12 protein-coding genes and 1 pseudogene are annotated in these 13,985 nt (G+C 73.6%); all 13 read left to right on the top strand.

The annotated features are described in order from the left end of the window. Window positions 1-698 precede the first annotated feature (698 nt). The 13 genes and pseudogenes from gndA to D7318_RS08385 all read left to right on the top strand — a co-directional run bounded on the left by gndA (window position 699) and on the right by D7318_RS08385 (window position 13,937). Window positions 699-2,138: an NADP-dependent phosphogluconate dehydrogenase gene (gene gndA / locus D7318_RS08445; RefSeq protein ID WP_120696255.1), complete on the top strand. Its 1,440-nt coding sequence runs from the start codon at window positions 699-701 to the stop codon at window positions 2,136-2,138. A 49-nt stretch (window positions 2,139-2,187) separates the two neighbouring features. Further along, entirely contained in the window at window positions 2,188-2,649 is a 462-nt protein-coding gene (locus tag D7318_RS08440; protein WP_220729558.1) for a GNAT family N-acetyltransferase, read from the top strand. A gap of 182 nt (window positions 2,650-2,831) precedes the next feature. Further along, the gene (locus D7318_RS08435) at window positions 2,832-3,833 is read left to right on the top strand and encodes a phosphotransferase family protein (protein ID WP_230423525.1); all 1,002 of its coding nucleotides are present in this window, start codon (window positions 2,832-2,834) and stop codon (window positions 3,831-3,833) included. After that, window positions 3,833-4,816, top strand: a complete 984-nt coding sequence (locus D7318_RS08430; RefSeq protein ID WP_230423524.1) for an MATE family efflux transporter — start codon at window positions 3,833-3,835, stop codon at window positions 4,814-4,816. Before D7318_RS08435 ends, D7318_RS08430 begins: the two co-directional genes overlap by 1 nt. 13 nt (window positions 4,817-4,829) lie before the next feature. Further along, window positions 4,830-6,038 carry an RNA-guided endonuclease InsQ/TnpB family protein gene (locus D7318_RS08425; RefSeq protein WP_120696253.1) on the top strand — a complete coding sequence of 403 codons (1,209 nt, stop codon included), beginning with the start codon at window positions 4,830-4,832 and terminating at the stop codon, window positions 6,036-6,038. A gap of 27 nt (window positions 6,039-6,065) precedes the next feature. Continuing rightward, window positions 6,066-6,506 (top strand): annotated as a pseudogene (locus D7318_RS08420) (MATE family efflux transporter); the annotation flags it as partial. A gap of 113 nt (window positions 6,507-6,619) precedes the next feature. Then, the gene (locus tag D7318_RS08415; RefSeq protein ID WP_120696251.1) at window positions 6,620-7,675 is read left to right on the top strand and encodes a fatty acid desaturase family protein; all 1,056 of its coding nucleotides are present in this window, start codon (window positions 6,620-6,622) and stop codon (window positions 7,673-7,675) included. Between the two features lie 136 nt (window positions 7,676-7,811). Next, window positions 7,812-10,682: an AfsR/SARP family transcriptional regulator gene (locus D7318_RS08410; protein WP_120696250.1), complete on the top strand. Its 2,871-nt coding sequence runs from the start codon at window positions 7,812-7,814 to the stop codon at window positions 10,680-10,682. 154 nt (window positions 10,683-10,836) lie between these two features. Beyond that, window positions 10,837-11,172 (top strand): hypothetical protein, encoded by a 336-nt coding sequence (locus D7318_RS08405; protein ID WP_120696249.1) that lies wholly within the window; start codon window positions 10,837-10,839, stop codon window positions 11,170-11,172. A 105-nt stretch (window positions 11,173-11,277) separates the two neighbouring features. After that, window positions 11,278-11,586, top strand: coding sequence for a hypothetical protein (locus D7318_RS08400; protein WP_120696248.1), 309 nt, complete (start codon window positions 11,278-11,280; stop codon window positions 11,584-11,586). A gap of 147 nt (window positions 11,587-11,733) precedes the next feature. Next, entirely contained in the window at window positions 11,734-12,114 is a 381-nt protein-coding gene (locus D7318_RS08395; RefSeq protein ID WP_120696247.1) for a hypothetical protein, read from the top strand. Window positions 12,115-12,132: 18 nt separating this feature from the next. Further along, window positions 12,133-13,509 (top strand): hypothetical protein, encoded by a 1,377-nt coding sequence (locus D7318_RS08390; RefSeq protein ID WP_120696246.1) that lies wholly within the window; start codon window positions 12,133-12,135, stop codon window positions 13,507-13,509. A gap of 86 nt (window positions 13,510-13,595) precedes the next feature. After that, window positions 13,596-13,937, top strand: coding sequence for a hypothetical protein (locus D7318_RS08385; protein WP_120696245.1), 342 nt, complete (start codon window positions 13,596-13,598; stop codon window positions 13,935-13,937). Window positions 13,938-13,985 lie beyond the last annotated feature (48 nt).

Raw genomic sequence — 13,985 nt, 5'->3', positions numbered from 1 at the left:
GGCGGCCTCTGTGGCGCGGGCACCCGGTGTCCGGCGTTTCCGTGGATTGGCCTACGCGGCGCGGGAACGCGCGAGTTCGCCGGGCGAGCGCGGGTCAGGGGATCGGCAGCGGTTTTCCTGTCGTCGTGCGGGGCACGAGGTCCGCGTGGGCTCTCGCCGCTCTCGACGAGCGCGAACAACTCGGCCGTGCGCGCCGTGAGTTCCTCGCGGGTGCGGACGAAGTCCTCGGTCACGGCGTAGGTGACGCACCCGGAGGCGGCTGAACCTGTGCCTCGACCACCTGTTGTCGTGAACGCGCGAGCGCCACCGGTGCCGTGACCACAGCGGGGAAAGCCAGGCCGCTCGGCCGCGTGGCCTCACTCGGGGGACGTGAGCATCTCCACGAGGATGCGCCGCAGCTCGGCGCGGTCCTTCGGGGTGATCCTCGCCAGCCTGCGGTCGAACTCCGCCGCGAGCGCCGCGAGCGCGCGGTCCCGCGTCGCCTCGCCGTCGGCGGTCAGTGCGAGCCGATTACGACGTGCCCGAGTACGTCGACGCCGCTGTCGACCGGCTCGTCACCTTCTGCACGCGCCACCCGTGAACCGCCACGGCCGGGCGACCTCACCGGGCCGCCGGGTGGGAATACCGGCGGAACGGCGCCCGGTTGCACCGTTCACTCCGGAAGTCCGGACATATGGCGAACGAAAGCAGGGTCCACCGTGAGCAGCACTGCCCAGATCGGGGTGACGGGCCTGGCGGTCATGGGCCGCAACCTCGCCCGTAATTTCGCCCGCAACGGCTACACCGTCGCCGTTCACAACCGCACCGCCGCGCGGACGCGTGACCTGGTGCGGGAGTTCGGCGGGGAGGGCGACTTCGTGCCCACCGAGTCCGCCGAGGAGTTCGTCGCCGCGCTCGAACGCCCGCGGCGCCTGGTGGTGATGGTCAAGGCCGGGGCGCCGACGGACGCGGTGATAGCGGAGTTCGCGCCGTTGCTCGACGCGGGCGACATGATCATCGACGGGGGGAACGCGCACTTCGCGGACACGCGCCGCCGTGAGCACGAGCTGCGCGAGCGCGGCATCCACTTCGTCGGCGCCGGGATCTCCGGCGGTGAGGAGGGCGCCTTGAACGGCCCGAGCATCATGCCGGGCGGCAGCGCGGAGTCCTACGGGACGCTCGGCCCGATGCTGGAGAGGATCTCCGCCGTGGCGAAGGACGGCAGGCCGTGCGTCGTCCATGTCGGCCCCGACGGCGCGGGCCACTTCGTGAAGATGGTGCACAACGGGATCGAGTACGCCGACATGCAGTTGATCGGCGAGGCCTATCAACTCCTGCGGGACGTCGGCGGCTACGGCCCAGGGGAGATCGCGGACATCTTCCGCGCCTGGAACCGAGGGCGCCTCGACTCCTACCTGATCGAGATCACCGCCGATGTCCTGTCGCACGTCGACGCGGCGACGGGGCGGCCGTTCGTGGACGTGGTCCTCGACCAGGCCGAGCAGAAGGGCACCGGACGCTGGACGGTGCAGTCGGCGCTCGACCTGGGCGTGCCGGTCTCCGGGATCGCCGAGGCGGTCTTCGCCCGCGCCGTGTCGGGCCACTCCGCGCTGCGCGAGGCCTCACGCCACCTGGGCGGACCGACCCCGCGCGCCCTCGGCGGCGACGAGGCGGCGGCCTTCGCCGACCGGGTCGAACAGGCCCTGTACGCCTCGAAGATCGTCTCCTACACCCAGGGCTTCCACCAGATCGCCGCCGCGAGCGCGGAGTACGGCTGGGACATCGACCTCGGCGAGGTGGCCGCCGTCTGGCGTGGCGGCTGCATCATCCGCGCCGCGTTCCTCGACCGCATCACCGCCGCGTACGACGCCCTGCCCCAGCTGCCGAGCCTGCTGGCCGACAAGGGCTTCGCCGACGAGATCGCCGTGGCCCAGGACGACTGGCGCGCCGTGGTCGCCACCGCGGTCACCGAGGGCGTGCCCACCCCCGGCTTCGCCGCGGCGCTCGCCTACTACGACTCGTTGCGCGCCCCGCGCCTGCCCGCGGCCCTCACCCAGGGCCAGCGCGACTACTTCGGCGCCCACACGTACCACCGCACCGACCGCGACGGCGTCTTCCACACGCTGTGGGGCGGCGACAGGACCGAGGTCGCGGGCTGAGCCGGGCGGAACGCCCCGCCCGCCCCGGCCGTGGGACAGGATGGGCGCCATGGTGGAGATCAGCTTCCTGACCGAATCCGACCGCGCCCCCTGGGAGGCGCTGGCCCGTGGCAAGGACGCCCACTTCGAGGTCGAACGCGGCGACGACGACTACGAAAGGACCTGGCGGCGCCTGCTCGACGACGAGCGGATACGGGGGATCGCCGCCCGGCTGGACGGCCGGATGGTCGGCATCGCGCACTACCTGTTCCACGCGAGCGTCTGGTACGCCGGGAAGTGCTATCTGGCGGACCTGTTCGTGGACGCGGAGGTCCGGCGGCGGGGTGTCGCGACGGCGGTGATCGAGTGGGTGGCGCGGGACGCCGAGGAGCACGGCTTCCCCGGCCTCTACTGGAACACGTTGGAAGACGCCCCGGCCCGCGCGCTGTACGACAAGGTGGGCACGTTCCACAAGGGGCTCATCCACTACGGCTACCGGCGTGCGGCGCACGGGATCCCCGCCCGGCGCTGAGGACTTGGCCCCCGGGCGTCGTCGAACGCCGGGACGGCCGGAACCGATGTCGTGTGTACGCTCGTACATCTGGGCGGTCGGGCAGCCGATGACGGACCTGGGGCGGCTCGTGGTGGACATCCCGCGGGCGTGTCCGGCCGACCCGTTGAGCCGCGCCCCCCGAAGGAGCCGCTGTGAGAGCCGTGACCGAGAGCATCACCAAGAACCGGCAGTCGCCCCTGACCCTGCGGGCGATGATCGAGCGGGCCTATGGGAAGGCCCTGATACCCGAGGGCGACGACTTCGCCGAGGAGATCACGCACGGCTGGTTCAACGTGACCTACCGGATCAGGCTCCGCGACGGACAGCGGGCGGTGCTGAAGATCGCGCCACCCGCCGATGTGGCGGTACTGACCCGCGAGCACGACATGATGCGCAACGAGCTCGCCGCCATGTCACTGGTCCGCGCCCACACCGAGGTGCCGATACCCCGGGTCGACCACGCCGATCTCTCCCGGGAGTTGATCGACGCCGACTACTTCTTCATGGAGTACGTCGACGCGGACAACTTCGGCATCGCCACCGCCGAAGGGCGCCTCTCCGACGAGGTCGTCGCCGCGGGCGGACGGCAGCTCGGCGCGCTCAACCGGGAGCTCAACTCCATCGTGGGGCCGCGCTTCGGGCCCCTGCGGGGCCCGGGATCGGCGACCTGGCGTGCGGCGTTCAGCCGGATGATCGAGGACACGCTCGAGGACGGGGCCCGCGTCAACGTCGACATCGGCTGGGACCACGACGAGATCCGCGCCGTGCTCGCCGAGAACGCGAGCGCGCTCGACGACGTGACCGAGCCGCGGTTCGTCGAGGTCGACCTCTGGACCAAGAACTCGATGATCAGGGAAGGCCGGATCGTCGCGATCCTCGACCACGAACGGGCTCTCTACGGAGACCCCCTGATGGAGGCCGGATTCACGGGCATCGACCTGCCGGCGTTCGGGGACCCCACCGACTTCATGCGGGGATACGGGATCGAGGAGCTGTCCGCGTCGGAACGCGTACGCCGACGGCTCTACTCCCTCGGTCTCGCCGTCGTCATGATCGTCGAGACGAAGTACCGCGGCCACGGGGAGACGACGACATACGACTTCGGCCGCGAGCAACTCGACCTGCTGATGGGCGCGTTCGGCCGCCGCCATGTGACGCGCTGATGGCCGCGGGCGAAGAGGCCGCCCCGCGCCGAGGGCCGCCCGCGCCACCGCCCGGCGGGGCGGAGCGCGCCGGGCGGCGCGACCACACGGCGGCGCTCGGCACCCGGCCGGTCGGGCGGCTGCTGTGGAGCACCAGCGCCCACACCACCATGTCGGTCGCCACCTATGGCGTCTACGCCCTGACCAACGCCTGGTTCGTCTCCCGCGGGGTCGGCCCCGACGCGCTGGTGGCCGTGAACGTCGTCTCTCCCGTGCTGCTGATCCTCGGGGCGGTCTCCACCACGGTCGGCGTCGGCGGCGCGTCCATGGTCTCGCGCAGCCTCGGCGCCGGGAACCCGCGCCGGGCGGCGCGGGCCGCGGGCAACACCTTCCTCGTCTACTGGACGACGGCGATCGCCGTCACCGTTCTCGGCCTGCTCCTCATCGACCCGCTCCTCACCCTGCTGGGCGCCAGGGGAGACGTCCGCGGCCACGCCCACGACTACGCGGTGATCCTGCTGGCGGGCGCCATCACCGCCACGGGCTTCTCGAGCCTGGTGCGGGCCGAGGGACGCCTGCGCTTCTCCACCCTGCTGTGGACACTGCCGGTGCTGTGCCAGATCCTGCTCGACCCGTTGCTGATCTTCGGCCTCGGCTGGGGCGTGCGCGGCGCCGCGGTGGGGACGGTCGGCGGCCAGGCCGTCTCCATGGCGTTGAGCCTGTGGTTCTTCTTCGTCCAACGCGACCGCCCCTACCGCATCACCCTCGCCGACCTGCGGCCGCACGGACCGACGCTGCGCGAGCTGGTCGCGGTGGGGGCGCCGTCGTTCCTCGCCGGGCTCGGCAACACCCTCATCATGTCTCCGCAAGTTGTTAGGCGGCCTGGGAGGGCCGGGGAGGGGACGAGGCTCTTGCGGAGCGGGGCGGGGAAAGCCGGTTGGCCGTCGGGGCGGAGCGGCGTCCGCCGCTCACCGGCTGGCACCCGCCAGTCACATGGGGGTTGATAGGGTGTGAGGTATGGCGCGGCAGGTCAAGCGGGCGTTCAGGTACCGCTTTTACCCCACGGACGAGCAGGCGGCGGAGCTGTCGCGGACGTTCGGCTGTGTCCGTCTCGTGTACAACAAGGCGCTTCAGGAACGCACGCGGGCCTGGTACGGCGAGCAGCGCCGGGTCTCCTACGTGGAGTCGTCGGCGATGCTGACCGGATGGAAGAAGACCGAGGGACTGGCGTTCCTGACGGAGGTGTCCTCCGTCCCGCTCCAGCAGGCGTTGCGTCACCTTCAGACGGCCTTCACCAACTTCTTCGCCAAGCGGGCCAAATACCCGCGCTACAAGTCGCGGAAAAGGTCGAGGGCGTCGGCCGAGTACACTCGCAGCGCCTTCACATGGCGTGACGGGGAGTTGACGCTCGCGAAGATGAGCGGGCCCCTGGACATCCGCTGGTCGCGTCCACTGCCCGGCGGCGCGAGTCCTTCGACCGTGACCGTCTCCCGCGACGCGGCGGGTCGCTGGTTCGTGTCCCTGCTGTGCGAGGACACCGTTACCGAGGCTCCCGCCACGGGCGCGGCGGTCGGTATCGACGCGGGCATCACGTCGCTGGTGACCCTGTCCACCGGGGAGAAGATCACCAATCCCCGGCACGAGCGGCGTGACCGTACGCGCCTGGCGCGCGCGCAGCGCCAGCTGTCCCGCAAGGCGAAGGGCTCGAACAACCGGGACAAGGCCCGCCGTAAGGTCGCCCGCATCCATGCGCGGATCGCCGACCGGCGCAGAGACTTCCTCCACAAGCTGTCGACCCGGCTCGTCCGTGAGAACCAAACGGTCGTGATCGAGGACCTCGCCGTCCGCAACCTGCTGAGGAACGGCCGTCTCGCGCGCGCCATCTCGGACGCGGCCTGGACGGAGCTTCGCTTCATGCTGGAGTACAAGTGCGCCTGGTACGGGCGTGAACTCGTGGTGATCGACCGCTTCTTCCCCAGCTCGAGGCTGTGTGGGGCCTGTGGCACGGTCCGCGGGAAACTGCCGCTGAACGTCCGGACGTGGACGTGCGAGTGCGGCGCGGTGCACGACCGTGACGTGAACGCGGCACGCACCATCCTGGCCGCCGGGCTGGCGGCAGCAGCCTGTGGAGACGGTGTAAGACCTCAACGGGAGTCCTCCCGGACAGGGCAGTCGTCGATGAAACAGGAAACCCAGCGGGCGACCGCTGGAACCCCCCGCCTTTAGGCGGGAGAGGAAGTCAACGGCTACAACGTAGGCCGCGGCCTGATCGCCCGCGCCGAACGCGCCCGGGTCCTGGCGCTGCGCGCGACCGTGCTCCACGGGGTGGCCGCGTGCCTCGTCCTGCTCGCCGTGGCCGACCCGCTGGCCGCCGCCTTCACCGACGACCCGGGCGCGGCGGCGACGACCGCCGAGGTGATACGCCTGGTCGCGCTCGGCCATCCCTTCGCCGGGGTGACGGCGCTGCTCGCCACCTACTTCCAGGCGCGCGGGCTGGCCCGCCCCTCCTATGTGATCTCCGTCGGGTCGATCCTCGCCGTCCACCTCCCCCTCCTGCTCGCCCTCAGCCTCCTCGGGACGCCATGGCTCTGGATCAGCTTCCCCGCGGCCGCGCTCCTTTCGGCCGCCGGAGCGCTGCTCATCCTCCGCCGCACGCGCCGTCGGGGCGCCGCGGCACCCCACGCGGGGGGCTGAGCGAACGTCAGGGGTGTAGCGGGCAACACCCCTACGAGGGGGCCAAGGCCCCCCGCGACAAGGGGGGTTGGTCGGCTGTCGGCGCGTGTGTCGGGCCGCGAAGACTGGCGCGCATGACAACGAGCACGGAAACGGGGCCCGGCGGGGCGCTCCCGCCGGAGAGCGCGAGGGGCAGTGACTTCGCCCGGCTGTCGCGGCGGATCACCGAGGCGGGGCTGTTGCGGCGGCGGCCCGGGTACTACGCGGTGCGGCTGTCCCTGGTGGCGGCGGCCTTCCTGGGCGCGTGGGGGGCGTTCGCCGCGCTGGGGGACAGCTGGTGGCAGCTCGGCGTCGCCGCGTTCATGGCGCTGGCCTTCGGCCAGTCCGCGCTGGTGATGCATGACCTGGCGCACCGGCAGATCTTCGCCGGGCGGCGGCCGAGCGAGACATGGGGCAGGCTGTTCGGCAATCTCGGCGTGGGCCTGTCGTACGGCTGGTGGATGAACAAGCACACCCGGCACCACGCCAACCCCAACCACGAGGAGCTCGACCCCGATGTCGCGCCCGAGATCCTGGTGTGGTCGCGGGAGCAGGCCGGGGCGGCGAAGGGGCTGCCGCGCCTCATCGGACGCGTCCAGGGCTGGATCTTCTTCCCGCTGCTGACCCTCGAGGGCTTCAACCTGCACGTGGCCGGCTTCAGGGCGCTGCGCTCGCCGTCGATGAAGCGGCGCGGGCTCGAGGCCACGCTGCTGACCGCGCACGTGGTGATCTACCTGGGGGCGCTGTTCACCGTTCTGTCGCCGGGGAAGGCGGTGGCGTTCATCCTGGTGCACCAGGGCCTCTTCGGGGTGTACCTGGGCTGCTGCTTCGCCCCGAACCACAAGGGCATGCCCACGCTGCGCGGCGACGACCGCCCCGACTTCCTGCGCCGCCAGGTGATCACGTCGCGGAACGTCACGGGCAGCGTGTTCAAGGACATCGCGCTGGGCGGGCTCAACTACCAGATAGAGCACCACCTGTTCCCCTCGATGCCGACCCCGCACCTGCGCAAGGCCGCGCCCATCGTGAAGCGTTACTGCGAGGAGCTGGGCGTGCCGTACCACGAGACGGGGTTGTTCGCGTCGTGGGGCGAGGCGATACGGCATCTGCACAGCGTCGGCGCACCGATCAGGAATGCGCCGGACTCGTGACCGGGTTGTGGGCGAGGGGGGTGCAACGCGGCTGGTCAGGTGGGTACATGGCCGCGTTCGCCGTCGGGAAAGGCGCGGGTGGGGCGGGGTAGGCTGAGGCGGATTCGCTTCCGCGTCGCACGGGTTGGGGGTTCCGTTGGACATCCGGCTCCTCGGGCCGTTCGAAGTGGTGGCCGACGACGGCTCGGCGCTGCCGGTGAGCGCGCCCATGCTGCGTACCGCGCTCGCGGCGCTCGCCCTGCGCGAGGGCCGCGTCATGCCCACGGGGGAGCTGGCCGAGGCCCTGTGGGGCCCCGAGCCGCCGCCCACCTTCCGCACCACCCTGCGGAACTATGTGATGCGGCTGCGCAAGGTCATCCCCGGCGAGCGGATCCTCACCCACCCCGGCGGATACCAGCTGCGCGCGGCGCGGGACGAGACCGACATCGGGCGGTTCCGCGAGGCGCTGGCGCGTGCGCGGGCGTGCGCCGGGAGCGCGCCGGGCGAGGCGGCGGAGCTGCTCGACGGGGCGGTGGCGCTGTGGCGGGGCACCCCGCTCGGCGACCTGGTCGACTCCCCGCTGCGGACCGCGGAGCAGCCGCGCATCGAGGAGCTGTATCTGACGGCGGTCGAGGAGCGGTTCGAGCTCAAGCTGGCGCTCGGCCAGCACGCGGCGATCACGGAGGAGCTGGCCGCCGCGGCGCGCGCCCACCGGCTGCGGGAGCGGCTGACCGGGCAGCTGATGCTGGCCCTGTACCGCTCGGGCCGGACGGCCGAGGCGCTTGCCGTGTACCGGGAGGCGCGGGCGCTCCTGGTGGACGAGCTCGGCATCGAGCCCGGCGCGGGGCTGCGGAGCATCGAGGCGGCGATCCTGCGCGACGACGCGGGGCTCGTGGCGCCGGAGCCCGCGCCCGAGCGCGCGCCGGGCGCGAGGCCGGGCGCGGGCACCGGCGCGGTGGTGGGGGCGGCGTTCCCGCCGGGGATCGCGACCTTTGTCGCCCGAGGGCTCGAGCTGGCCCGGCTGCGCGGCTGGCTCGGCGACACCACGGCAGCGCCCGCCGTCTGCCTGATCGACGGTCCCGGCGGCGTGGGCAAGTCCACGCTCGCGGTGCGCGCGGCCCGTGAGGTCGGCGACCGCTTCCCCGACGGGCTTCTCCATGTGGACCTGCGCGGCAGCGACCCGCACCACCCGCCGCTCGAGACCGCCGAGGCCAGGCGGCTGCTGCTGGCCTCGCTCGGCGTCCCAGGCAAGGCCGTTCCGCCCCCCGCCCTGGTCGACGGGGTCATGAAGGACGACGCGGCGGACGCGTTCTACCGCGAGTGCCTGGGCAGCCGCCGGGTGCTGGTCCTCCTCGACAACGCGCTCGACGCCGCGCAGGCCGCGCCGCTGCTGCCCGTCGAGGCGGGGCAGGCCGCGCTGATCACGAGCAGGGCCGCGTTCACGGGGCTGCGCGGCGGCCACCATCTGCACCTGCCCGCGCTGGCGACGGCGGACGCCGTCACGCTGGTCCAGACCGTCTCCGGGTCCTCGCCCGACCGCGGGACGCCGGACGAGTGGGAGCTGCTGGCCACGCTGTGCGGGCGGCTGCCGCTCGCCCTCGGGATCGTGGCCACGCGCATGGCCGCGCGGCCGCGGTGGCGCGTCGCCGACTTCACGGCCGTCCTCGCCGACGAGCGCGGCAGGATGGACGAGCTGGCCGTGGACGACCTCGACGTGCGGGCGAGCCTCATGGTCAGCATCGACCAGCTCGCCGCCTCCGACGACGCGGCCGACCGGCTGGCCGCCGACGTCTTCCCGCTGCTCGGCACCGCCGCGACGCTCTCCTACGGCGCCGAGTCCGCCGCCGCGCTGACCGGGCGCAGGGCGCGCGAGGCGCGCGACGCGCTGGAACGGCTGGTGGACGCGCAGATCGCGACCAGCCCGCGCCCGGGGGCGTACGCCCTGCACGACCTGGTGCGTTCGGCGGCGGCGTGGCAGGCGGCGCGGCTCCCGCAGGCCGAGGCCAGGGCCAGGGTGGCGGGTCTTGCCCGCTGGTACCTCGGCTCGCTGCACCGGGTGAACGCCCCGCTGTCCCTGTCGTCGAACCGTCAGGAGCGCTACGGCGCGGGCGCGCGGCGTTTCCCCGAGGGGCGCTCGTTCGCTTCGGCGGCCGAGTCGCTGCCGTGGGCCGACGCGGCGCTCGACGACGTGGTGGTGCTGGCGCGGCAGCTCGCCGCGCCGGAGTACGACGAGGGCGACGACCTCGGGGGCCGACCGCTGTCGCGGTTCGCGGCGGAGAGCGTCTGGGCGCTCGACTCCTACTTCGGGGCGCGGCTGCGCCTGGGCGCGCAGCGCGCCCTGTGCGAGCTGTCGCTGAGCGTCGGCGAGCGCTGCGGCGACCTGTTCGCCCAGGCGGTGGCCTACGGCCAGCTGGGCAAGGCGGCCATCCAGGGGGGCGAGGGGCTGCGGGGCGTCGAGCTGATCGAGCGCAGCATCGCCATGTACCAGTCCGTGGGGGAGGTGGAGGAGGCGCTCGGCTGCATGAACAACCTGGTCCCCGGCTACGGCTCGGCGGGCAGGCTGGCCGAGGCGCTCCTGGCGGCCGAGCGCGCCGTCGCGGAGGCCGAGCGCGTCGGCTTCGACGAGCTGCTCGTGGTCGCCCGCAACAACATGGCCCGCTGCCACCTCTACCTCGGGAACCGCGAGGTCGCGCACGACATCTTCGCGACCAACTACCGCACGGCCACCCGGCCCTACGACCTCACGCTCTCCGCGGGGCTGCTCGCCGAATACCACCTGGAGACGGACGAGTTCGAGGAGGCGGCCTTCTGGGCCGACCGCGCGGTGCGGCACGCCGAGGAGCACCCGTTCGACCCGTTCGTGGGGGCGCAGCACCACACGTGGCTCGCGGCGGCGCTGCGCGGGCTGGGGCGCGAGGAGGGGGCGCGCGCCGAGGAGGCCCGCGCCCAGGCCATCCTCGAGACCCTCAACGAGCGGGAGAACGCCCACCTGCGGGTGCGCGTCGAGGAGAAGTACTCGGCGACCTGAGGCACTTCGGGGCACTTCAGCGGCGCTCGGCGGCGCGCTACGCGGCTGATACGCCGCCGCTACGGCGGCTCCCTAGCGTGGTGGTGTCAGGGGGCCCGGGTCGCTGCATCGGGGCGTTCTTCTCACCGACTTCTCACCGGCAGGGGGCAACCGCATGGACGGCGACGTCAAGCTCGATTCCGAAGAGGCCGATCTCGTCACGGCCGTGATCGCGCAGGCGTACGAGGACATGGAGGAGCAGGCGCGGCAGATCGGCGGCCACAGCGAGTCGGTGAGCTTCGCCTACCAGGGCTCGGGCACCACGCGGGCCATGGAGACGTACTCCGCGCTGGGCGGCGCGGGCGCGGCGCTGGCCGCGGCGCTCGACGGTCTGTCGCAGGACCTCGGGCTGACCGTCGCCGAGGGCCACGACATGGACGCCAACGCGCTGTCCGCCCTCAACCAGGGCGCGGGCGCCGTCGGCGACCCCGTCATCGCCAACGCGTTCTGACGACCGCACGGGCCGCCAGGGCCGCACGGGGCACACGGGGCGCCCGGACGTCGCAGGGGAACGGCCGGGGCGCGGCCCTTCGACTTTCGACCAGGAGACAACGCCATGACCTACGGCGGCATCTACCACTTCAGGGACAGCGAGCTGGGGGCCATCGAGTCCACCACCAGGGGCCAGCTCGAAGCCTGCCGCGAGATCTGGGGCGACGTGCAGCGCGAGCTGCTGCGCCTCGTCGACGAGGGCAAGGTCGACGCGAGCGTGGGCGAGATCCTGCGCCAGCGCGACGAGACGTTCCGCACCGAGTCCTCCCGCTTCGATGAGGGCGTCGAGGGCCAGAACACCGCGGTGCAGCAGGTCCGTCAGCACGGCGCCGAGGGCGGCGAGGCGATGCGGCGGGCCGCGGCGGGGCGTTGACCGGGGGAGCAGGATCCGGGGGAGCAGGACCAGGGGGGGTGACCAAGGGGGACGTCCGGGGCGGTCCGGCGGGCCGCCCCGGACGCGCCGAAGGGCGGCCACGGCCGCGCGCGCGGCGGGAGCACGGAACGGAAACGGGGCGAGGGGATGAGTGACCAGGAGCCGCTCAACGCGCAGGACGCGGGCAACGCCCAGGGCGGGCTCGCCGACCGGCGCGAGCTGGCGGCCATGAAGGAGTCGTTCGCGGGGATCGCGTCGGCGCGCGGGCTGTTCGGGCAGGTGCCGGGCGGCGACGCCGCCGCGGCGGCCCTCGAGTCGGCGGCGCTCGGCCTGCTCGACGAGCTGGAGAAGTCCGGCACGACGGTGCGGGACATCATGTCCGACTCGGGCCGGGTCGCCGAGCTGGCCGACGAGGCCGACGAGGGCGCAGGCGCGTCCCTCACCCGCTACGCGGAGAACCTGCACGACCTGGGCCAGGCCATGGAGGGGCGCCATCCCACGGCGCCTCCCGGCGCCTCGCTCGAATGAGCCGGAGGATTCGGAGAAGTGTCGGACAAGGACGGGGAGTTCCAGCGGATCATCGCCGACATCCTGAGCGCCCGCCATGTGCAGATCAGCTCCGCGGCGGGGGCCTGGCTGGCGCTCGCCGCCGCGGCCACCGGCGAGGGCGACGCCCTGTCGGCGACCGCGGATGACACCGCGGCGGCCCCCGGCGTGGGGCTTCTCACGCTGGCCGAACGGATCGAGGGCGTCGGCGGCTGGACCGCGGGCGCGGCGGGTCTCGCCCAGGACATCGCGGGGCAGCTCAGCTCGGCGAGCGAGGCGAGCGCCGCGGCGAGCGAGCGCGCCCTCACGCTGCGGGTGGAGTACGACCGGGTCAGCGCCGAGGCGGACGAGACGATGTCCACGGTGCAGCCGGGGATGGCGGAGATCACCACGGGGGAGCGCTTCGCCGCGGAGAAGGACCGGCTGATCGCCGAGGCGCAGGACGAACTCGCCCGGCTGGCCGACCAGTTCGCCCGGGTGACCGGCGGCGACGCCCCCGCGGCGCCCGAGGGCGGCTCGGGCGCGGGCGGCGGCGCTGGCGGCGGCGCCGGAACGTTCGCCGCCACCGGCGCGGGCGGCGCCGCCCCCGGATCGGTCGGGGGAGGCCCTGGCGTGGCGATGACCGAGGCGCCCAACGGCGCGTCGGTCGGCGTGGGCGCCTACCCGCACGCGCGCGTCCTCGGCCCCGAGCACGGGGACTTCGCGGGCTGGACGCAGAGCCCCACGACCGGCTTCCTCGTGGACCCGGCGACCGGGCGGGAGTTCGACCCGGTGACGGGCCGGTGGATCGACCCGGTCACGGGGCGGCCCTTCGGCGAGGTCACGGAGTACGCGGCGCGCCTGGCGGGACTCGGCGGCGGGCCGGGCGCGTTGGCCTCGGGCGTCGGGCTCGCCACCGGCGGCCCCGGGCTCGCCGCCGGGGGCCTCGGCCTGGCCGCGGGGGGCGCGGGCCTGGCCGCGCTCTACGGCGGCGTGATGCCGCCGAGCATCGGGCACAGCGGGCCGATGCGGGGCCAGCTGGTGGCGCAGGCCACGCAGAACCTTCGGACGAAGGCCACCGTCGCGACCCGTTTCGCCCTGCACGAGGCGGCCCAGGGCGGCCGCCCCTTCACACCGCCGCCGGGCGCCGCCGGCCAGCCGTCGCGAGCCGTTTTCCCCGTGCGGCGGACGACCACGGCCGGTGGCGCCTGGCGGTCCCCGACCAGCGCCCCGGCGGCGCACCAGCGGTTGGCCCCGCCCCCTGGCGGCGTCCGCCCCAGGACGGTCGGGGACCGCGACGAGGGCGAACGCCGGGCGCCCGCGCCCTCGGACCTCACGGAGGACCCGGCGGTCTGGGCCCCCGAGCGCAGCGCCACCCGGGGCGTTCTGGGCGAGTGACGCACCACCCCGACCGGGGGACCACCCCACGACAGGGCGCACGACAGGCCACGACAGGCACAACGGCGGCGAGGAGGCGGCGGACGGTGTCAGGCGAAGGACTCGAGTACCTGCCCGACGGGCTCAGGCAGGGCGGCAGGGGCAGCTACGCCTCGGCCGACGCGGCGGAGAGCGCGCGGTCGCTGCTGCGCGGGGTGGAGGCCGACCCCGCGGGCTTCGGCGGCGCCGACGCCTTCGCGGGCGCAGTGAACGGCGCCCGCGACCGCCAGTCCCGCGGCGTCGAACGCGCGGGTGAGGACCGCGAGGACATGGCGGACGGCGACCACCAGGCGGCCGCCATCGGCGAGGACACCGACGTCGCCGCGACCGCCGCCGTTCAGCGGAGCGCCCTCGGCGACACAGGGCGCGGGATCGCCGACGCGATCTGACGCGGCGCATCCGCACGTTCGCATCCGCACGTTCGCATCCGCACGTTC

The organism is Streptomyces radicis (assembly GCF_003626575.1).
In the GTDB taxonomy this organism is placed as follows: Bacteria; Actinomycetota; Actinomycetes; order Streptomycetales; family Streptomycetaceae; genus Streptomyces; species Streptomyces radicis.
Note: the sequence above shows the minus strand (reverse complement) of the source record. Positions and strands in the feature narration are given on the sequence as shown.

Coding starts and splice junctions, on each gene's coding strand:
- D7318_RS08440 (WP_220729558.1), top strand. CDS start 2,188: ATGGTGGAGATCAGCTTCCTGACCGAATCCGACCGCGCCCCCTGGGAG.
- D7318_RS08430 (WP_230423524.1), top strand. CDS start 3,833: ATGGCCGCGGGCGAAGAGGCCGCCCCGCGCCGAGGGCCGCCCGCGCCA.
- D7318_RS08425 (WP_120696253.1), top strand. CDS start 4,830: ATGGCGCGGCAGGTCAAGCGGGCGTTCAGGTACCGCTTTTACCCCACG.
- D7318_RS08415 (WP_120696251.1), top strand. CDS start 6,620: ATGACAACGAGCACGGAAACGGGGCCCGGCGGGGCGCTCCCGCCGGAG.
- D7318_RS08405 (WP_120696249.1), top strand. CDS start 10,837: ATGGACGGCGACGTCAAGCTCGATTCCGAAGAGGCCGATCTCGTCACG.
- D7318_RS08400 (WP_120696248.1), top strand. CDS start 11,278: ATGACCTACGGCGGCATCTACCACTTCAGGGACAGCGAGCTGGGGGCC.
- D7318_RS08395 (WP_120696247.1), top strand. CDS start 11,734: ATGAGTGACCAGGAGCCGCTCAACGCGCAGGACGCGGGCAACGCCCAG.